14 protein-coding genes are annotated in these 21,476 nt (G+C 69.9%); 12 read left to right on the top strand and 2 right to left on the bottom strand.

All coding sequences use genetic code 11. From position 1 onward, the window contains the following. Positions 1-741: 741 nt before the first annotated feature. On the bottom strand, positions 742-1,512 hold the full coding sequence (locus F5972_RS28685; RefSeq protein WP_150937759.1) for a FadR/GntR family transcriptional regulator: 771 nt from the start codon (positions 1,510-1,512) through the stop codon (positions 742-744). Between the two features lie 137 nt (positions 1,513-1,649). Here F5972_RS28685 and F5972_RS28680 point away from each other — a divergent pair, with 137 nt between their 5' ends. The 6 genes from F5972_RS28680 to arfA all read left to right on the top strand — a co-directional run bounded on the left by F5972_RS28680 (position 1,650) and on the right by arfA (position 9,450). Beyond that, on the top strand, positions 1,650-2,921 hold the full coding sequence (locus tag F5972_RS28680) for an ABC transporter substrate-binding protein (protein ID WP_150937757.1): 1,272 nt from the start codon (positions 1,650-1,652) through the stop codon (positions 2,919-2,921). An 8-nt stretch (positions 2,922-2,929) separates the two neighbouring features. Continuing rightward, on the top strand, positions 2,930-3,901 hold the full coding sequence (locus F5972_RS28675; protein ID WP_150937803.1) for a carbohydrate ABC transporter permease: 972 nt from the start codon (positions 2,930-2,932) through the stop codon (positions 3,899-3,901). After that, entirely contained in the window at positions 3,901-4,728 is an 828-nt protein-coding gene (locus tag F5972_RS28670; protein WP_150937755.1) for a carbohydrate ABC transporter permease, read from the top strand. Before F5972_RS28675 ends, F5972_RS28670 begins: the two co-directional genes overlap by 1 nt. A 1-nt stretch (position 4,729) precedes the next feature. Beyond that, the gene (locus F5972_RS28665) at positions 4,730-5,935 is read left to right on the top strand and encodes a mandelate racemase/muconate lactonizing enzyme family protein (RefSeq protein ID WP_150937753.1); all 1,206 of its coding nucleotides are present in this window, start codon (positions 4,730-4,732) and stop codon (positions 5,933-5,935) included. Continuing rightward, the gene (locus F5972_RS28660) at positions 5,932-7,890 is read left to right on the top strand and encodes a right-handed parallel beta-helix repeat-containing protein (RefSeq protein ID WP_150937752.1); all 1,959 of its coding nucleotides are present in this window, start codon (positions 5,932-5,934) and stop codon (positions 7,888-7,890) included. Before F5972_RS28665 ends, F5972_RS28660 begins: the two co-directional genes overlap by 4 nt. Positions 7,891-7,953: 63 nt before the next feature. After that, positions 7,954-9,450: an arabinosylfuranosidase ArfA gene (gene arfA, locus F5972_RS28655; RefSeq protein ID WP_150937750.1), complete on the top strand. Its 1,497-nt coding sequence runs from the start codon at positions 7,954-7,956 to the stop codon at positions 9,448-9,450. Here the strand turns inward: arfA and F5972_RS28650 are convergent. Continuing rightward, complete coding sequence (locus tag F5972_RS28650) at positions 9,431-10,471, bottom strand: LacI family DNA-binding transcriptional regulator (protein WP_150937748.1); 1,041 nt, start codon at positions 10,469-10,471, stop codon at positions 9,431-9,433. The genes arfA and F5972_RS28650 overlap by 20 nt on opposite strands. 291 nt (positions 10,472-10,762) lie before the next feature. Here F5972_RS28650 and F5972_RS28645 point away from each other — a divergent pair, with 291 nt between their 5' ends. From F5972_RS28645 to F5972_RS28620, 6 genes are all read left to right on the top strand, one after another. After that, on the top strand, positions 10,763-11,755 hold the full coding sequence (locus tag F5972_RS28645; protein WP_150937746.1) for an ABC transporter permease: 993 nt from the start codon (positions 10,763-10,765) through the stop codon (positions 11,753-11,755). Next, on the top strand, positions 11,752-12,624 hold the full coding sequence (locus F5972_RS28640; protein WP_225311982.1) for a carbohydrate ABC transporter permease: 873 nt from the start codon (positions 11,752-11,754) through the stop codon (positions 12,622-12,624). The genes F5972_RS28645 and F5972_RS28640 overlap by 4 nt, the downstream gene beginning before the upstream one ends. Before the next feature lie 59 nt (positions 12,625-12,683). Further along, positions 12,684-14,339 carry an ABC transporter substrate-binding protein gene (locus tag F5972_RS28635; protein WP_150937741.1) on the top strand — a complete coding sequence of 552 codons (1,656 nt, stop codon included), beginning with the start codon at positions 12,684-12,686 and terminating at the stop codon, positions 14,337-14,339. A 76-nt stretch (positions 14,340-14,415) separates the two neighbouring features. Beyond that, entirely contained in the window at positions 14,416-15,138 is a 723-nt protein-coding gene (locus F5972_RS28630; protein ID WP_150937739.1) for a hypothetical protein, read from the top strand. A 40-nt stretch (positions 15,139-15,178) separates the two neighbouring features. Beyond that, positions 15,179-17,347 (top strand): alpha-glucuronidase, encoded by a 2,169-nt coding sequence (locus tag F5972_RS28625; RefSeq protein WP_150937737.1) that lies wholly within the window; start codon positions 15,179-15,181, stop codon positions 17,345-17,347. Positions 17,348-17,762: 415 nt separating this feature from the next. Next, positions 17,763-21,374, top strand: a complete 3,612-nt coding sequence (locus F5972_RS28620; protein WP_150937735.1) for a glycosyl hydrolase family 95 catalytic domain-containing protein — start codon at positions 17,763-17,765, stop codon at positions 21,372-21,374. The last annotated feature ends 102 nt before the right edge of the window (positions 21,375-21,476 follow it).

Here is a 21,476-nt window from a genome sequence, read left to right as displayed (position 1 = left end):
TCGTCAACGCGTTCGCCGCCGGCACATTCAGCGCCATCGGCACAGGAGCCAGCAGCGCCAGCGTGGCCAGCATCACCGGCCACGGACGTCGGGACATAACAAGGATTCCTTCCTGACATCAGGAACACAGTCAAGGCAAAAGCGCGCGCCGCCGCGCCGTTGCCGGTGGACGAGGTTCCGAGAGGGGTGCCGCCTCCGGTTCCTTCGACCGAGCCGTGCGTTTCTCGTGACGTTCGCTCCGAATTGCCCGGTTTCTAACACGCGCGCCATCCGCTGTCACTCCGGCGGATTCCTGCGGGTGATCGAACCGAATCGATTGTTATCGGGCATCCACTGTCAGGACCGAGCCGACGCCTGCCTCACCGGCGCATCCACCTGCGAACCGCCGCCGGATAAGCGCCCGCGGAGGTGGCCCGGGCGACCGGAGGCGGCAAGGCGGCACCGGATGGGCACCGTGAAAATTTCAGCGCGCGTCAATCCCGGACGTAGGATGTTTTTCGATCAACGAACGCCGAAATGCCGGCGGGAGAGGCCGGACAGCCGCGGGATCGCTTTTTCACCGTTGAGCATGCGGCATCGGCGAACAGCGGGCCGGGATCGCTCACCGGTGAGACATCCCATGCCTGTGCGTGAGGGGTGCGGCGTCTTCCGCTTCCTTCGGAGGCAGTGATATCGCCATCCGGCGCCGGTCGATTTCCCGTCGCCGGGAACCGCCGCGGACCCTGCCTCCGGACCCTGCCTTCACCGTTCCAGGCGTACGGGATCGGCGGGGCCGCTGCGGCGGACCAGCCAGGCGTCGGTGATGTGGTTGAACATCGCCTTGGCCGCGCCGTCGGGGTCGTGGGCGGCGATGCGCTCGTAGATGCGGCGGTGGCCGAGGTTGGAGGCCACGCACAGAGCCCGCTCGGACCGGCCCATGTAGCGCGCGGTGTTGACGACCTGGCTCTCCAGCGAGCGGACCACTCCCCGGGCGATGCGGTTCCCGGAGGCTCGCATGACCACGTCGTGGAAGACGCGGTCGTGCTCCTCGTACGTCAGGTGGTCGTCCACGAGCTCGTCCATCCGGTCGACCAGCGCGCGGAGCCGGTCGACGGTGTCCTGGTCCGCGAGGCGGGCGGCGACGTTGGCCATGTCGGCCTCCAGCACCCGCCGGGTGACGACGACGTCGTCGAGGATCGCCAGGCTCTCGTCCTCGGCGATGGTCGCCGCGAGGACGAGCTCGTCGAGCATGTCCCACGACGTCGACGGGGTGACCATGGTGCCGGCGCCCTGGCGCACCTGCACCAGGCCCTTCTCCTGCAGGATCTTCACCGCTTCGCGGACCACGGTCCGGCTCACCGAGAAGGCCTCGCACAGCGCGGGCTCGGGGGGCAGCGGCGTCCCCGACGGATGCACGCCGCGCACGATGCGCACCACCAGCTCCGCCGTCACCGCCTTGGCGAGGCTCGCCGGCCGCCGTACCCAGGCAGGCGGCGACGGTACTTCGCGGGCCGTTTCCTGCGATGCCGTCATCTCATCCTCCGATGGCCTGCGGGGACAGCACGCCATCGGCGAGTATATGTCAGCAGTATTGACGTCAGACGTCATACGAGTTACGTTCTCGCCGCAGACGGCCGGGTCAACCGGCCACGCTCTGGAGAGTGACAGCCATGAAGCAGCGAACACTGTGGTCGGCCGTCCTGGTCGCGGGGCTGACCGTGTCGGGATGTGGCAGCGCCACCCGTACGGCTCCCTCACCTGCCGGTTCCGGAACCTCCTCGAAGCTGGTGGTGTGGGACTGGAAGTCGGGCGACGCGACCGCGGCCTCCTATATCGAGAAGGCGAAGGCCGACTTCGCCAAGAAGCACCCGGACGTGACGGTCGAGTTCGTGGCCCAGCCGTTCGATCAGTACTACACCCTGCTCGGCACGGCCATCCAGTCCAGCACGGGGCCGGACGTCATGCTGTTCAACGGAGGCGGGCAGCTGCGTGACCGCGTGGACGCGCTCCTCCCGATCGACGAGTACGTCGCCGAGGACCGCCAGCGCCTCGCGGGCTGGGACGCGTTCAGCAAGGACGGCAAGGTTTACGCCGCGCCGGTGACGCTGCAGGGACACCCGATCTACTACAACAAGGAGGTCTACGAGAAGGCGGGGCTCGACCCGGCCAAGCCGCCCGCGACGTGGGACGAGCTCATGACCGACTGCGCCGCCGTCAAGAAGGCCGGGAAGAGCTGCTTCGCGCTGGGCAACAAGGAAGGCTTCGGCATCCAGTTCTTCCTCTCGGGCCTGGGCTCGGGTGTGCTGACGCCCCAGGAGTACGACGACTGGATCGCCGGCAAGCGCGACTGGACCTCTCCCCACGTGAAGCAGATCTTCACGCTGTGGAAGGACGTCAACGACAAGGGCTACAACAACGCCGGGGCCAACTCGACCGCGATGTTCAACGACTCGTGGGCGATCTTCCAGTCCGGCAAGGCCGCCAACGTCATCGGACTGATGTCGGACATCGGGCACTGGAAGGACTTCGGCGAGTTCCTGCCGCCCGACAAGATCGGCGTGATGCCGGCCCCGGTCGTGACCGACGGAGCCACGCCGAGCCTCGCCTACGACGGCGGCATCGGTTACGGGGTCGCGAAGTGGACGAAGGACCCGAAGCTGGCGGCCGACCTGGTGCGGTCCCTGACCTCGACCGAGGCCCTGACCGCGTTCTACGCCAAGGCCGGCGCGATCGCCTCCGACACCACCATCGACGCGTCGCAGTCCGGCCCGGCCGCCGGCGCGATCGTGTCGGCGATCAAGGGGGGTAAGCCCGCCCTGCACGTCGCGCTGTCCTCGAAGACGCTGGACCTGATGGGACGGGTGTCGCAGAAGCTGCTGAGCGGGTCGCTGACCGTCGACAAGGCGATGGACCAGATGGCCGCGGCCGACAAGGCGAGCTGACCGTGCCAATGAAAGGCTCCTCCCCGCTGGTCCGCCCGGGCGTGCCCGGGCGGGCCGGCGGTCCGGACACCACCCGGCAGGCGGGCCACCGGGCCACCGGAACGGGCTCCCGGCGGGCGGCGCGCTCGGAGCGTCTCGCGCCGTACGTCCTGGTGGCCCCGGCCGTACTGATCATCCTGGGACTGCGGCTCTACCCGCTGATCCTCGGCGTCAACTTCTCCTTCACCGGCGACGGCGACCGGAACGGGATGGTCGTCGGGCTCGACAACTACCTGGAACTGGCCGACGACCCGCTGTTCCGCACCGCACTGGGCAACGTGGGGCTGCTCGTGCTGCTGCTGCCCGTGGCGGTGGCGATCCCGGGCCTGCTGGCGACGTTCATCTACCTGCGGGTCCCCGGGCACCGGGTGTTCCGCAGCGTCTACTTCTTCCCCGCCGTGCTCTCGCCGGTGATCGTGGGCTCGATCTTCAACCTGATGCTCGCCTTCGACGGCCCGCTGAACACCGTGCTCGGCACGATCGGCATCGGCCCGGTCGACTGGCTCGGCGACCCGGGGGTCACCATGTTCACCGTCGTCGGCGTGCATGTGTGGGCGACGTTCGGGATGGCGCTGGTGGTCTTCCTCGCCGGGTTCTCGACCCTCGACTCCTCACTGCTGGACGCCGCTCAGATGGACGGCGCGTCACTGGCCCGGACGATCTGGCACGTGGTCATCCCGAGCCTGTCCCGCACCATCGCGTTCGTCCTCGTGACCACGATGATCGGGATGCTGACGTCGATGTTCGGCCTGCTGTACGTCATGACCAGCGGCGGCCCGGAGGGCTCGACGTATCTGCCGGAGTACTACATCTGGATTCAGCAGGGACAGATGAACCGCCCGGCGCTCGCCTCCGCCGCGTCGACGGTTCTCTTCCTCATCATGCTCGTGGTGGGGCTGGCGCAGGTCGGCCTGCTCCGCCGCGCGGGAAGGCAGGACTGATGCGCGGCAGGCGCCTGAGCGGCTGGGTGGCCGCCGTTCCGATGGCGGCCCTCGCGCTGGCCACGGTCTACCCCCTGGTGTTCACCGCCAACGTGGCCATGAAGACCCGGCGCGAGTACGTCCTCGACCGGTTCGCCCCCCTGAACTCCCCGCACTGGGAGAACATCGGCACGGCCTGGTCCGACGCCGGGATGGCGCGGTACTTCGCCAACTCGCTCCTCGTGGTGACGGTCTCGGTGGCCCTGTTGCTGCTGCTCGGGTCGATGGCGGGCTTCGCACTGAGCCGGCTGCGGTTCCGCGGCTCCAGAATGATCTTCCTGGGCTGTCTCGCGGCGCTGTTCGTGCCGTTCCAGGTGATCATGGTGCCGCTCGCCCGCGTCATGGCGGACACCGGCCTCATCGACACCTATCCGGGACTGATCCTCGCCTACGTCGCGCAGTGGCTCCCGTTCACCGTCTTCCTGATGACCAGCCACTACACGACGATCCCGATGGAGATCGTGGACGCGGCGAGGATCGACGGCAACACCGTCTACGGCGTCTACCGGCGAGTCATGATCCCGCTGGGCAGGCCGGCGCTGTTGTCGGTCGGCATCCTCGACACCCTGTTCTGCTGGAACGACGTGCTGATCGCCCTGCTGACGATGAACTCGGCCGACCACCGCACCCTCATGGTCGGGGTCACCTCGCTGCGCGGGCAGTACTCCGACGACATCCCCACCTTCGCCTCCGGAGTCCTGATCGCCGCCGTCCCGGTCCTGATGATCTATCTGTTCCTCCAGCGCCAGATCGCCGACGGCGTGACCGCTGGTTCCACGAAGGGCTGACATGCGGATTTCGGGGTATCGCACGCTCAAGACGGTCCAGGACTGGGGTCGTCCGGTCGGTGACGCCAACGGCGTCTACGCCGACGGGGCCGTACCGGTCCAGATCGTCATGGTGGACACCGACGAAGGGATCACCGGGGTCGGCATCGGGCCCCACGTGCAGATCGACACGGTGTTCGCCGCCGTCGAGGGCGAGGATCCGCGCGCCGTGACGGCGCTCTACGACCGTATGCTGCGGCACACCTTCAAGGCGGGTCACGCGGGCGTCGTGTTCGGGACCATCGGCGCGATCGACACGGCGCTGTGGGACATCAAGGCACAACTGGCCGGCGAACCGCTCTGGCGTCTGCTGGGGGGACGCGACCGGCGGGTCCCCGCGTACGCCTCCGGCCTGGACATCGGCCTGACCGACGACGAACTCGTCGCGACCTACAAGGAGTACGCCGGGTACGGCCTGCGCGCCGCCAAGATCAAGGGCGGCCTCGACGTCGAACGGGACCTGTGCCGCCTGAGGCTGGTGCGCGACGTCCTGACCGAGGCGGGGCACGGAGCGCGGCCGGGCCTGATGCTCGACGTCAACGAGGCCTGGACGCGCAAGCAGGCCGTGCGGCACGTCGGCGAGATCGAACGCGTCCTCGACCTCACCTGGATCGAGGAGCCCGTACGGCGGTGGGACGCCGAGGGCATGGCCGCCGTCGGCCGCGGGATCCGGGCGTCGGTCGCGGCCGGGGAGAACCTCAGCGGGCTCGAACAGTTCCGTCCGCTGCTGGCGGCGGGGGCCGTCGACATCGTCCAGACTGCCGCCGTGTGGGGCGTCACCCACTTCCTCCGGGTGGCGGCCCTCGCGCACGCCCACGACCTGCCGGTCAGCCCGATCGGCAACACCCCGGTCGGGCTGCTGCACGCCGCGACGTCGGTGCCGAACCACCTGGTCAGCGAACTGCAGGACCTCCGGCCGCCGCTCGGCGTGTCCGCCGACCTGCACGTCGAGGACGGCGCCTTCGTGCTCGGAGACGCTCCGGGCCTCGGCCTCACGGTCGACGAGGCCGCGATCGGCGCGTTCATCCGCCGGCCCGGCGCCGTCCCGGCCGACAGCCCCAACGTACGGCCGGAGCACGCCGGGCGGCGCCTGCTCCCCGTGCCCGGCCACGGCCACCTCGCACGGCCGCACGAGCTCACCCCCGCGACCGACCGGGCGGCGAGGTGACCCGCCCCGCCCAGGCGGAAACCCGGGCCGCCGGCACGATCGTGGTGGCGCCCGCCGGAGCCGAGGACGCCGACGACACGGGCTCCGGCAGCGAGGGGCGGCCGCTGGCCACGCTGGGAGAGGCGCAGCGGCGGGCCCGTGCCGCCGCGGCCGAGGGGACGCACGACGTCACGGTCGAACTCCTGGACGGCACCTACCGGCTGACCTCGCCGCTGCGTTTCGACGCCGCCGACTCCGGCCGGAACGGGCACACCGTGACCTGGAGGGCCGCGCGCGGGGCCGCGCCGGTGCTGAGCGGCGCCACGTCCGTCACCGGCTGGGAGATCGACGACGACGCCACCGGCGTCTACCGGGCCCGGGTGAACGCCGGGTCCGACAGCAGGCAGCTCTACGTGGACGGGAAGCTCGCGCGGCACGCACGGATCAGCGTGGCGCCGTCCGACATCACCCTGACCCCCACCGGCTTCACTGTCGAGAACCCCGATCTCGCCTACCTCGCCGAGCTTCCCGACCAGAGGCGCATCGAGTTCCAGGCGATGCTGTCGTTCACCAACCGGTTCGCGCCGGTGGAGAGCATCTCCGGCTCGACTGTCGTGATGCGACAACCGGCCTGGGACAACAACACCTGGGGGTACGACGTCGTCCAGGCGCCGTTCCGGACGCCGAAGTTCTTCCTGCTCAATTCGAGGACGTTCCTCGACGAGCCCGGCGAGTGGTATCTGGACCCCACCACTGGAACGCTCTACTACAAACCCCTTCCCGGGCAGGACATCTCCAGTGCGCGGGTCGAGCTGCCCCGCCTGGAGTCGCTGGTCGAGGTCGGCGGCACCTACGACGAGCCGGCCCGCGGCCTCCGGTTCGAGGGCCTGACCTTCAGCGGCACCACATGGCTGCACCCGGGCACCTCCGACGGCTACGCGAACCAGCAGACAGGCGCCTTCATCAGCGGCGTCCAGCCCCACCGGCCGCCGGACGCGTTCACCTCGTGCGCCGCCGGCTGCAGAGAGTTCGAGGCGTCCCGCAACGGCTGGGCGCAGGCGCCCGCGGCGGTGCAGGTGTCGGCCGCGGCGGACATCGCCTTCGTGGGCTGCGCCTTCGTGAACCTCGGTTCCGTCGGGCTCGGCATCGGCAACGACGCCGGCGCCCACGCCACCGGCGTCGGGCTCGGCGCGCACCGGGTGTCGGTCGTCGGCAGCACGTTCACCGCGAGCGCCGGCGGCGGCATCATGGTCGGTGGCATCGGCCCGGACGCGCACCATCCGTCCGATCCCCGCATGGTCAACAGCGACATCGTGCTGCGTGACAACCGCGTCTACGCGACCGCCCTCGACTACCTGGACCAGGGCGCGATCGTCGCCAGCTACGTCACCCGGCTGGCCGTCGAGCACAACTACGTCTCCGACATGCCGTACATCGGCATCGGCGTCGGCTACGGCTGGGGCGCCAACGACCCGGGAGGCAGCCCGGAGTACGCCGGCCGCGGTCTCTACGACTTCCAGCCGATTTACGACACGCCGACGACCCTGAGCGACGTCCGCGTCGTGGGCAACCACGTGCGCAACGTCGTGCAGACCATGTACGACGCCGGCGGCATCTACACGCTCTCGGCGATCCCGGGCGGCGTCATCGACGAGAACCACTGCGAGAACAGCGGCCAGCTCGGGCTGTACTTCGACGAGGGGTCCCGCTACCTGAGCGCGAACCGCAACGTGTTCGCCGGCACCGCCGGACAGTGGGCCCATGCCAACAACCAGAGCGGCAACCACACCGGCGATCTCACCCTCACCGGCAACTTCTCCACCAACCCCGCGATCACCGGCATCGTCGACGGCCAACGCGGCAACGTCACCAGGGACAACGTGACGGTCACCGCCGACGCCGTCCCCGTCGAGGCCGCCCGGATCATCGACGCGGCCGGCCCCACCGGGAAGTACCGTGACGCGCCCGGCCCTTGACCACGGAGCATGCGAACGCTAACAATCGCCGGGCGACACACTCCTGCGATCAAGGAGAGGCCCGTGCTCCAGGCACAGCTGACCATCGATCCCGCCCACCGGGTGGCCCCGGTGCGGCGCCGTACGTTCGGCACGTTCGTCGAGCACCTCGGCCGCTGCGTCTACACCGGGATCTACGAGCCCGGCCACCCCACCGCCGACGCGGAGGGGTTCCGCGGCGACGTGCTCGCGCTCACCCGTGAGCTGGGCGTGACCACCGTCCGCTATCCCGGTGGCAACTTCGTCTCCGGCTACCGCTGGGAGGACGGCGTAGGCCCGCGTGAGCGGCGGCCCCGGCGGCTTGACCTGGCCTGGCACAGCACGGAGACCAACGAGATCGGGGTCGACGAGTTCGTCCGGTGGTCCCGCCTGGCCGGCCTGGAGCCGATGATGGCGGTGAACCTCGGCACGCGCGGCGTCGCGGAAGCCGTCGACCTGCTCGAATACTGCAACATCCCGTCCGGGACGACGCTGTCGGACCTGCGGGTGGCGGGCGGGGCCAAGGAGCCGCACGACATCCGCATGTGGTGCCTGGGAAACGAGATGGACGGCCCCTGGCAGATCGGGCACAAGACCGCCCACGAGTACGGCAGGCTCGCCGCCGAGACGGCCCGGGCGATGCGCATGGTCGACCCCGGCCTCGAACTGGTGGCGTGCGGCAGTTCGGGCTCCTCGATGCCGACGTTCGGCTCCTGGGAGACGACCGTCCTGGAGGAGACCTACGACCTGGTCGACCACATCTCCTGCCACGCCTACTACGAGGAGAAGGACGGCGACCTCGGCGGCTTCCTGGCCTGCGCGACCGACATGGAGCACTTCATCTCCACGGTCGTCTCCATCGCCGACCAGGTGGGCGCGCGGCTCGGCTCCGGCAAGAAGATCTCCGTGTCGTTCGACGAGTGGAACATCTGGTATCTCAGCCGGCACCAGTCGGCCCCTCCCCCGCCGGACTGGCCGGTCGCGCCGCCGCTGCTGGAGGACCACTACCACCTCGCCGACGCCGTGGCGTTCGGCGGCCTGCTCGTCACGCTGCTGCGGCACAGCGACCGGGTCGCGGCGGCCTGCCTCGCCCAGCTCGTGAACGTCATCGCGCCCATCATGACCGAGCCGGGCGGCCGGGCCTGGCGGCAGACCACCTTCCACCCGTTCGCGCAGGCCGCGCGGTACGCCTCGGGCGACGTCCTGCTCACCGAGCCGGTCGGGCCGTCGTACGAGACCGGCGAGTTCGGGCAGGTCCCGGTGCTCCACGCGGTCGCCACCCACGACGACCGGTTCACCACGGTGTTCGCGGTGAACCGGTCGGTGACCGAGCCGCTGGAGCTGGAGCTCGACACGCGGGCGCTCGGCGCCGTACGGATCGCCGAGGCGACGACGCTCACCCACGAGGACGTGTACGCCCGCAACACGGCCGACGACCCCGAGCGGGTGGCCCCCCGCCCCAACACCTCCCACCGGAGCGATCCCGCTCGGATCGTGCTGCCGCCGGTCTCCTGGAACGTGATCAGGCTGGCGAGGAGCTGACCGGCGGCGCGGTGCTGTCGCGGACCACCAGTTCGTTCGCGAGGTCGATGCGGCTCGTGGTCACCTCCGTGCCACGGGCCAGGTCGAGCAGCATCTGGGTCGCGACCACCGCCATGTCGGACAGCGGCTGGTGCACCGTGGTGAGGGCGGGCTCGACCCAGGCGGCGGCGGGCACGTCGTCGTACCCGACCACCGACAGCTCGCCGGGGACGTCGAGCCCGAGCCGCCGCGCGGCCCGCAGCACGCCGAGCGCCTGGAGGTCCGAACCGGCGAAGATCGCGGTCGGGCGGGCGGCGCCGGTCAGCAGGTCCATGCCGTGCTCGAAGCCGGCGTCGACGTAGAAGTTGCCGTACCGCACGAGGCCGGGATCGACGGCCACCCCGGCCTCGTCGTGGGCGACCCGGAAGCCGGCGACCCGCGCCCGGCTGCACAGCACGTCCTTCGGCCCCGAGACGACCGCGATGCGGCGGTGGCCCAGTTCGAGGAGGTGGCGGGTGGCGAGCAGGCCGCCGTTCCAGTTGTTGGAACCCACCATGGGCACGGACGCGGGCGTCACGGTGTCGGAGTCGACGACGACGAACGGGATCCGCTGACGCCGCAGCCTCCGCTGCTGCGACTGCGACGGGCCGCACAGGACGAACAGCACGCCCAGGGGACGGCGGTCGAGCAGGCCGTCCAGCCACTCCTCCGGCGGCCGGTGCGCGCCCTCCAGTTGCGAGAGCGCGACCTCGATCCCCGCGGGGGCGGCGACGGAGTCCACCCCTCGGATGATCTCCATCGACCACACGGAGTTCAGCTGGTGGAACACGAGGTCGATCTGCCCCTTGAGCGGCCGCCGCCGGACACGGGGGCGGTACTTGTGCCGCGCGAGGCAGGCCTCCACCCGTTCCCGGGTGGCGGGCGCGACGTCGGGGCGGCCGTTGAGGACCTTGGACACCGTGGTCACCGAGACGCCGGTCTCCTCGGCGATGGACGCGATCGTCGCACGGTGGGGGCCCTGGGCGGAGGAAGGGCTGGTCATCGGTCCACTCGTCGTTCCCGTGGGCTGGTAGTTTCCGAAAATTTCGAGAAACTCTACCAGCGCGAGGGTCTCCGATAAGCCGAGACCAGCGCGATCACGATCCGGCCGGACGGCACTTGACTTGCCTCTTGACGCCCCTTGCCGTGGGGCTTATATTTCCGCAATATTAATCCACATTATCGAAACTTTCGGTCATATCGCCCCGGCGTTATCCGTTCGCGGCGTGCTGACGCGGCGGCGTGGTCGTGACGCGGCGGCGCCGCCAACGGAGATGGCACCGGAGGCACGAGGATGAGCACCACCAAGGCGATCGACGCGTCACCGGACGCCGGTGATCCGCGGCGGGCGGGCCCCGGCCCCGCCCGTGCGCATCGCCCTCCGGGCCGCACCTGGCGTCAGGCGCTGCGCCGCGACTGGCAGCTGTACTCGCTGGCGATCCTCCCGCTGCTGTTCTTCGTGGTGTTCCGCTACCTGCCGATGCTCGGCAACGTGATCGCCTTCCGGAAGTTCCGGCCCGGCGGCGGCGTGCTGGGCGAGGAGTGGGTCGGCCTGCGCTACGTGCGGATGTTTCTGGACGACCCGTCGTTCTGGCACGTGTTCACCAACACGGTGGTCCTCGGCGCGCTGACCCTGCTCTTCTGCTTCCCGATGCCGATCGTGCTGGCCCTGCTGCTCAACGAACTGCGCGGCCGGCGGGTCAAGCGGTTCGTCCAGTCGGTGTCCTACCTGCCGCACTTCCTGTCGATGGTGGTCGTGGCCGGTCTCGTCATGGAGCTGCTGTCGGTGGACGGGCCGGTGAACCAGGTGCTGCGGGCGCTCGGCGACGACCCGATCGCGTTCCTGCAGGAGGCGGGCTGGTTCCGGACGATCTACGTCTCCTCCGAGATGTGGCAGACGGTCGGCTGGGGGACGATCATCTATCTCGCCGCGCTCACGACGGTCGACGACCAGTTGTACGAGGCCGCCCGGATCGACGGCGCGGGCCGGTGGCGGCAGATCTGGCACGTGGCCCTTCCCGGCATCCGGCCGACCGCGGTCACCCTGCTGATCCTCAACATCGGCACGTTCATGGCGGTCGGCTTCGAGAAGGTCCTGCTGCTCTACAACCCGCTGACCTATCCGACCGCCGACGTGATCTCCACGTACCTGTACCGCATGGGCATCATCTCCAACAGCTTCAGCTACGCCGCGGCGATCGGCCTCTTCGAGGCGCTGATCGGGCTGGGCCTGGTGCTGTCGGCCAACCTGATCTCCCGCCGGACCGTGGGGACGAGCCTGTGGTGACCGTGGACCGGACCCGCGGCCGGCAGGTGTTCCGCGTGGTCAACGCCGTCGTCCTGACCGGCGTCGTGCTGGTGACCCTCTATCCCTTCGTCAACATCGTCGCGCGGTCGCTGAGCGACGAGTTCGCGATCCGGGCCGGCAAGGTCAACCTCGTCCCCGTCGGGTTCACCTTCCGTACGTACGAGTTCGTGGCGTCCGACCCGACGTTCTGGACGAACTACCGCAACACGGTGGTCTACACGGTCGTCGCCACGGCCATCGCGATGCTCATGACGACCTGCTACGCGTACGTGCTGTCGAAGAGGCACCTGAAGGGCCGCACGTTCCTGATCGGGGTCGCGGTCTTCACCATGTTCTTCTCCGGCGGCCTCATCCCCAACTACGTCCTGATCTCCAGCCTCGGGATGAAGGACACCATCTGGGCCATCGTGCTGCCGAACGCGATCAGCGTCTTCAACCTCCTGGTGATGAAGGCGTTCTTCGAGGGCATCCCGGCGGAGCTGGAGGAGGCCGCCGCCATCGACGGCATGAGCACGTACGGCATCCTGCTGCGGATCGTGCTGCCGCTGTCGAAGGCGGTCATCGCCACGATGGTGCTCTTCTACGCCGTCTCGTTCTGGAACTCGTGGTTCCCCGCCTTCCTCTACATGACGCAGAGCGACCTGTTCCCGGTGACCGTCTACCTGCGCAACCTCATCGCGGGGGCCACCACGGGCACGTCCGTCGGCGCCGACGCCACCGACATGACCGTGGCCACCAACATCAAGGCGGTGACGATGGTGCTCACCGTCCTCCCGATCCTGACGATCTATCCCTTCGTGCAGCGGTATTTCGTCAAGGGAGTCATGCTCGGCGCGGTGAAGGGATAGCCGCGCCGGATCCTCGCGCTCAGCCAGCCCCGCTCCCCCAGGGAAAGGACCCCCCTCTCATGCAGAAGATCAACCGGCGTCAGGCGATGATCGCCATGGGTGCGTTCGCCGCGCTCGCCGGCTGCGGCAGCGGTGACGAGACCGGTGACGAGACCGGCGGTAAGAAGAGCGGCGAGGCCCTCTCGGCGAACCGGGACGGCGCGATGGCCGACTACGCGGTCGGCACGCCGTTCAAGGCCGCCGCGCCGCTGACGTTCACCATCCTCTACAACAACCACCCCTTCTATCCGATGAAGAAGGACTGGCTGTTCTGGTCGGAGCTCACCAAGCGGACGAACGTGACGCTCCAGCCCAACGTGGTGCCGCTCAGCGACTACGAGAACAAGCGCAGCCTGATCATCGGCGCGGGCGACGCCCCCATGATCATCCCCAAGACCTACCCGGGCCAGGAGGTCCCCTTCGTCGCCTCCGGGGCGGTCCTGCCGGTCAGCGACTACATCGACCTGATGCCGAACTTCAAGGACAAGATCGCCAAGTGGAACCTGCAGCCCGACCTTGACACCCTCCGGCAGTCGGACGGCCGCTTCTACCTGCTCCCCGGCCTCCACGAGGACTACTGGGTGGAGTACACGCTGGAGGTCCGCGCCGACGTCATGGAGAAGCTCGGGATCCAGACTCCACAGACCTGGGACGACGTGCACGCCATGCTCAAGGCGATGAAGGAGGAGCACCCCGACTCCTATCCCTACTCCGACCGGTGGACCGGCAACGCCATGCTGAACCAGGTCTTCGGCCTGGGCTCCGGAGCCCGCGGCGGCTGGGGCTTCACCACCGGCCTCACCTGGGACCCGGCCGCCGGGAAGTTCGCCTACACGGGCGCGATGCCGCAGTACAAGCAGATGCTGCAGTTCATCCACACGCTGGTGCAGGACAAGCTGCTCGACCCGGAGAGCTTCACGCAGACCGACGACCAGGCGATCCAGAAGCTGGCGTCCGGCAAGTCCTTCGTGATCAGCGGCAACGCCCAGACCCTCGTCAACGAGTATCGCCCGCCGCTGGCGAAGGCGAACCCGAAGGCGAAGCTGGTCAAGGTCCCGGTGCCGATCGGGCCGCTCGGGCCCATCAAGGCCGACTCCAACGACACCCGGCTGGAGAACGGCATCATGATCTCCGCGAAGGCCAAGGACAGCAAGAACTTCGTGGCGATGATGCAGTTCATCGACTGGCTCTGGTACTCCGACGAGGGCCAGGTGTTCGCCAAGTGGGGCGTCGACGGGGTCACCCACACCAGGGACGCCTCCGGCTTCCACCTGCCGAAGGACGTCGACTTCGTCGGCCTCAACCCCGGGGCGCCCAAGCACCTGCAGAAGGACTTCGGTTTCTCCAACGGCGTGTTCGCGTACGGCGGGAGCACCGAACTCCTCCAGTCGACCTTCTCGGAGGAGGAGATCGAGTGGCAGAAGGGCATGAACGCCCGGAAGGCGCTGCCGCCGAAGCCGCCGGCGCCCCTCAACGACGAGGAGCGTGAGCAGGCCGCACTGTGGCAGACCCCGCTGAAGGACCACGCCACCCAGAACTCGCTCCAGTTCATCCTCGGCAAGCGCGACTTCTCCGAGTGGGACGCGTACGTGCAGGAGCTGGAGGCCAAGAGCATGTCCGCCTACGTGAACCTGGCGAACAGCGCCTACGAGCGGTACAAGAAGGAGCACGGCTGACCGTTCCGCCGGTCAATCAGGCGCGTTCGATCCCAGGGCGGCCCCGCGGCGGCCCGATCCACCAGGAGACCTCCCCATGACCGACACGACGACGGCGACCTCAGCGGTGACGGCGGCGGCGGCACGGCGGTTCGGCACCGGCCCGCTCTCGCGGGCCGCCGCGCTGGTCTACACCCTGCTCGTGGTCGAACTGCTGCTGCTGGCCGCCTGCCTGCCCGGCCTGGCGGGGCTCGTCCTGCTCGGCCTGTTCGGGCGTGCCGCCGCCAACGTCCCGCTGGCGGCGGTCTGCCTGCTCCCGGCGGGCCCGGCCCTCTCGGCCGCGCTGTACGCGGTGCACCGCCGCCGCGCGGATCTGGCGGACCTGCGTCCGGCGGCGGCGTTCCTGCGCGGCTACGCGATGAACGTCCGCGGCGCGCTCAAGGTCTGGGTCCCGGCGCTGGCGTGGCTGACCGTCGTCGCGGTCGTCCTCGTGAACTTCCCCGCCGCGGGGGTGCCGGACTGGTGGACGGTGCCGCTCGTCGTCGTCGGAGTCGCGACGGTCCTGTGGACCGCGAACGCGCTGGTGATCACCTCCCTCTTCACGTTCCGCGGGCGGGACGTCGCCCGCCTGGCCGCCTACTTCCTCTTCCGCACGCCCCGGGTGGCGCTCGGCGACGCGGGACTCCTCGTCGCGGCGGCCGGTCTCACGCTGGTCGCCACCGAGGCGGCGACGGCGGCGCTGGCGTCGGTGTTCGCCGCGCTGCTGCTGCTGAACAGCCGGACGATGATCGCCGAGGTGCGCGACGGGTTCACCGCGTGACCCTCCCGCGACGACCGGCCCGCCTTTCCGGAGGACGCCCGTGACCCGTCCCGGCCCGCCCGGCTCTCCCGATCCGTACGGCGTTCATCCGGCGTGGCTGCCGGATGAGGCGTTCCGGCCGATCGGCTCGCGCCGTACGCTCCTGCGCGGCGGCGGACCGCTCGCCGGGACCGTGCACGAGGAGGTGGCGCGGGCCTGCGCCCGGTACGGCGGCAGCGTGCGGCGGCAGGCGGCCGGCCCGGACGACGGTGCGGCCAACGGCAGGGACGACGGCGGGGAGGCCGGCGGGGACGACGGCGGGCCGTACGACCTCGTGCTCGCGCTCACCGCGGCCGGGCCCCTGCCCGCGGTCGCCGAGGCGGTCCTGGCCGGGTTCCGGCGACGGTCCGCGGCGGACGACGGCCCGGCTGTCGAGGACGAGGGCATCGGGGAGGAGGGCTACGTCGTCGCCCGGCGCGACGGCGTCACGGTGGTGCTCGCCGATTCGGCGGCCGGCCTGCTCTACGGCCTGTTCCATGTGGTGCGGCTCGGCGAGGAGGCGTTCGGCGCCGAGCGGCCCGCCGAGCGCCACCGGCCGGCGGCGCGGCTGCGCATGCTCGACCACTGGGACAACGTGGCCGTGCACCCGGTGATGGGCCAGGTCGAGCGCGGCTACGCGGGCGGGTCGATCTTCTGGTGCGACGGCGCCCTGCGCGACGACCTGACGCGCGTCGCCGCCTACGGGCGGCTGCTGGCCGCCTGCGGGGTGAACGCGGTCGCGGTGAACAACGTGAACGTGCACGCCGCGGAGACCCGCCTGCTCACCGACCACCTCGGCGACGTCGCCGCGATCGCGGACCGGCTGCGCCCCTACGGCGTACGGGTGCACCTGTCGGTGAACTTCGCCGCGCCCCTCGCCCTCGGCGGGACGGCGACCGCCGACCCTCTCGACGAGGACGTGCGGGCGTGGTGGGCCGCCGTCACCACACGGGTGTACGAGGCGATCCCCGACTTCGGCGGCTACGTGGTCAAGGCCGACTCCGAGGGGCAGCCGGGGCCCCACGCGTACGGGCGCGACCACGCCGACGGCGCGAACCTGCTCGCCGGGGCGCTGGCGCCGTTCGGCGGGGTCGTCCACTGGCGCGCCTTCGTCTACAACCACCGGCAGGACTGGCGCGACAGGTCCACCGACCGAGCCCGCGCGGCGTACGACCACTTCGCCCCGCTCGACGGGCGCTTCCGCGACAACGTGATCCTCCAGGTGAAGCACGGCCCGATCGACTTCCAGGTGCGCGAGCCGGTGTCACCGGTGATCGCGGCGATGCCCCGCACCCGGGTCGCGCTGGAGCTTCAGGTGACGCAGGAGTACACCGGCCAGCAGCGGCACGTGTGCTACCTCGCGCCGATGTGGAGCGAGGTGCTCGGCTTCCGGCCCTGGGGACCCGCCGGGCCTGGCGTGGCGGACATCGTGGCCGGTGACGTCGCCGGCGGAGGGCTCGTGGGGGTCTCCAACGCCGGCGACGATCCTTACTGGACCGGTCACCCGCTCGCGCAGGCCAACCTGTACACCTTCGGCCGGCTCGCCTGGGCGCCGTCGTCGGACCCGGCGGCGATCCTCGACGAGTGGATCGGCCTCACCTTCCCTCTCGCGGCGGGCAGGGACGACGGGCGGCTGCGGGAGGCGCTGCACGAGATCATGGACGACTCGTGCGGCACGTACGAGCGCTACACCGCGCCGCTCGGCGTCGGGTTCATGGTCCGCCCCGGCCACCACTACGGCCCGGATGTGGACGGATACGAGTACACGCCGTGGGGCACCTATCACTTCGCCGACCGCGACGGCGTCGGCGTGGACCGCACCCGCGCCACCGGCACGGGCTTCACGGGCCAGTATCCGCCGCCGTGGTCGGAGGTGTACGAGTCGCTCACGCGGTGCCCCGACGAGCTGCTGCTGTTCTTCCACCACGTCCCGTACGGCCACGTGCTGCACGACGGGTCCACCGTGATCCAGCACATCTACGACACGCATTTCGCCGGCGTCGAGGAGGTGGAGCGGGCCCGGCTGCGCTGGGCGGAACTCGCCGGGCTGGTGCCCGCCGCTTTGCACGCCCGCGTACGGGAGCTTTTCGCGGAGCAACTCCGCTGCGCCGAGGAGTGGCGTGACCAGGTCAACGCCTATTTCCTCCGCAAGTCGGGCGTGCCCGATGCCCAAGGCCGACGCATTCCCTGACATGCCCTGACATTTCACGAACATCTCCCGAATGCCGCATCCCAGTAACACCGGGCCGCGTCATCGCGACGGGCGCCGGCGGCGTCGGATGTGCCGCCGCCGCGGCGATCCGCGGGTGCCGAGGTCCCCCTCCACTCCATCCACGAGATCGGCCCAAGTCAACGCGTTCCGGACAGGTTTTCGGCCAAAGGTCAGATGTTCTCAAGCCCCATGGGGGCAAGATGGCGCGTTTTAGGGCGTTTTGGTAACAGCCATTGACCCATACATCAAATCTTTGTAGCTTTGCGCTCACCCCCTGAACCGCCTCGTCATCGTGCCGGTCCCGCCGAACCCGTCTGCCCCCGCCACCGCCGGGATCAGGCGTATCGGCGTGCGCCGGACCGCCGGCAAGGCCGCAAGCGCGTTTGGAGAACCAATGTCAGACCTGACGCGAAGGCAGTTGATGAAGTACGGCACGGTCGGAGCCGGAGCTCTGATGCTGCCGATGCAGTGGACGGCCGTCGCCCGAGCCGGTTCGACGGCGCCCGCGGAGGTTCGCGCCGCGAACGACATGGCTCTGTGGTATGACAAGGGCGCCGGCACCGACTGGCTTCGCGCCCTCCCCATCGGCAACGGACGCCTCGGCGCCATGGTGTACGGCAACGTCGACGTCGAACGGCTCCAGCTCAACGAGGACACCATCTGGGGCGGCGGGCCGTACGACCAGAGCAACACCAAGGGCGCGGCGGCACTGGCGGAGATCCGGCGCCTGGTCTTCGAGGACCAGTGGAGCCAGGCCCAGACCCTCATCGACCAGAACATGCTGGGCAAGCCCGCGGGCCAGCTCGCCTACCAGACCGTCGGCAACATCAGGCTGACCTTCCCGAGCACCACCGGGTTCACCGAATACGACCGCCAGCTCGACCTCACCACAGCCACCACCTCCGTCAACTACTCGCTGAACGGCGTGCGGTTCAAGCGCGAGGTGTTCGCCAGTGCGCCCGACCAGGTCATCGTCATCCGCCTGACCGCCGACAAGCCCGGCTCGATCACGTTCAGCGCGACGTTCGACAGCTCCCAGCGCACGACGCGCACCAGCCCGGACAGCAGCACGGTGGCGCTCGACGGCGTCTCGGGCAACTTCGAGGGCATCACCGGCCAGGTCAAGTTCCTGGCGCTGGCCAAGGCCGTCGCCGAGGGCGGCACCGTCACCAGTTCGGGCGGAACGCTCCAAGTCGCCGCCGCCGACAGCGTGACGCTGCTGGTCTCCATCGGCTCCAGCTATGTGAACTACAAGGACGTCAGCGGCGACTACCAGGGCATCGCCCAGCGGCACCTCGACGCCGCCACGAGCAAGGACTACGCCTCGCTGCGCACCCGGCACGTCGCCGACTACGAAGCCCTGTTCAAGCGGACGACGCTCGAACTGGACCGCACCGACGCCGCCGACCAGCCGACCGACGTCCGGATCGCCCAGCACGGGGCCGTCGACGACCCGCAGTTCTCCGCGCTGCTGTTCCAGTTCGGCCGGTACCTGCTGATCAGCTGCTCGCGTCCCGGGACGCAACCGGCCAACCTGCAGGGCATCTGGAACGACTCCCTGAGCCCGCAGTGGGACTCGAAGTACACCATCAACGCCAACCTGCCGATGAACTACTGGCCCGCCGACACGACGAACCTGTCGGAGTGCTACGAGCCGGTGTTCTCCATGATCAAGGACCTCACCGAGACCGGCGCCCGCACGGCCGAGGTGCAGTACGGCGCCGGCGGATGGGTCACCCACCACAACACCGACGGGTGGCGCGCGACCTCGGTCGTCGACGGCGCGCTCTGGGGCATGTGGCAGACCGGCGGCGCGTGGCTGGCCACCATGATCTGGGACCACTACCTGTTCACCGGCGACGTCGAGTTCCTCCGGAAGAACTACCCGGCCATGAAGGGCGCGGCGCAGTTCTTCCTCGACACCCTCGTGGAGGAGCCGAAGCTCGGATATCTGGTCACGAACCCGTCGAACTCCCCCGAGCTGCCGCACCACGCGAACGTCAGCGTGTGCGCCGGCCCGACGATGGACAACCAGATCCTGCGCGACCTGTTCAACGGCTGCGCCGAGGCCAGCGAGGTCCTCGGTGTGGACGCGAGCTTCCGGGCGCAGGTCCTGGCCGCCAAGGACCGGCTCCCTCCGATGAAGATCGGCTCGCGCGGCAACATCCAGGAGTGGTTGTACGACTGGGTGGAGACCGAGCGGAACCACCGGCACGTCTCGCACCTGTACGGCCTGCACCCCAGCCACCAGATCACCAAGCGCGGCACTCCGGAGCTGTACACCGCGGCGCGGCGGACCCTCGAACTGCGCGGCGACGACGGCACCGGCTGGTCGCTGGCCTGGAAGATCAACTACTGGGCGCGGCTGGAGGAGGGCAAGCGGGCGCACGACCTGGTCCGCCTCCTCGTGACGCCGGCCCGGCTGGCGCCGAACATGTTCGACCTGCACCCGCCGTTCCAGATCGACGGCAACTTCGGCGCCACGTCGGGCATCACCGAGATGCTGCTGCAGAGCCACGCCGGTGAGCTGCACCTGCTGCCCGCGCTGCCGCCGGCCTGGCCGAATGGGCGGATCAAGGGCCTGCGGGGCCGCGGCGGCCACACGGTCAGCGTGGAGTGGAGCGAAGGCCAGGCGGACGACTACCGCGTCAGGCCGGACCGCGCGGGTGTGGTCAAGCTGCGCGGCGACATCTTCGAGGGCCGCTTCAAGCTCCTCGACACCACCGGCGGCGGCGCGGCCCAGTTCACGAGGGTCGAGCCCGACGCCATCGAGATCAACGCGACGGCCCGCCACACATACCAGGCGGTAGCCCTGCAGAAGGTCACGATGGCCGTGCCCGTCGAGGTCAGTCCGGGACAGGAGGCGAAGGTCAAGGTCACCGTCCGGGCGATCGAGGTGTCGCTTCCGAAGGCGACGGTGTCCCTCCAGGCGCCGCAGGGGTGGACCGTCACCCCCGCCCAGGCCGAAGTGGGGCCCCTGGCGGCGAACGGGAAGGCCACGGTGGAGTTCACCGTCACCCCCGCCGCCGGCGCGGCGACCGGCACCGCGGTCCTCACCGCCGTGGTGAGCGGCACCGAGGGGGGCGAGAGCTGGACCGCGTCCGCTCAGGCCACGGTGCGGGTGTGGGGCGGCGGGGAGAAGACGCTGGAGGAGCTCTTCAGCAACGTCGCCGTCACCGACGACAACAACACCGCTCCCGGCAACTTCGACGGCAACAACGCCAGCATCTCCGCCCAGGGCCTCGCGACGGTCGGCGTCACCCCGGGGGCCACCGTCGCCAAGAACGGGCTGAACTTCAAGTGGCCCAACGTCCCGGTGGGCACCCCGGACAACGCCATCGCCTCGGGACAGTCCCTCAAGATAACCGGCACCGGCAAGACGCTCGGCTTCCTGCTGACGGGGACCTACGGCGCGGTGTCCGGCCCCGCCACCATCGTCTACAAGGACGGCACGAGGCAGACCTTCACCCTCAGCTCGCCCGACTGGTACGGCACGCCGCGGCCGGAGGGCGACGCCGCCGTCGTGGCCCCCTACCAGAACCGGCCGAACAACCAGCGGCAGAACACCGCCGCGACCATCTACTACGTCGGCGTGCCGCTGCAGAACAAGGAGATCTCCCGCGTCGACCTGCCCAACATCAGCGCACGGGCGGCGAACAACGTCGCGACGATGCACATCTTCGCGGTCACGCTCGACGCCACCGTTCCGCCCCCGCCGGCGGTCAAGCTGACCGTCACCGCCAGCACCCGCTGCATCGGCTCCTCGGCCTACCTGGCGGTCACCGCCGTCAACGACTCCGACGTGACGGCCACGATCACGCTGACCACGCCGTACGGCACCAAGACCGTGGCCGACGTGGCCCCGGGCAAGCAGGCCTACCAGTCCTTCAACACCCGGGCCGCCCAGATCGGCGCCGGCAAGGTCACCGTGACGGCGACCGCGACGATCGCCGGCAAGGAGGTCACCACGTCCTACGACGCCGCCTACACCGCGGCCAGCTGCTGACGACACCTTGGGAGTCCCCGGCCGACCGCCGACCGCACCGGCGGTGACCACCCTCCACCCGCCGGGGACACCGCCATCGCACGCCGGGGCCGGCCGCCGATC

The sequence above is a fragment of the Microbispora cellulosiformans genome (genome assembly GCF_008728085.1).
Lineage (GTDB): Bacteria > Actinomycetota > Actinomycetes > Streptosporangiales > Streptosporangiaceae > Microbispora > Microbispora amethystogenes.
This window is presented reverse-complemented; position numbering and strand designations above follow the sequence as displayed.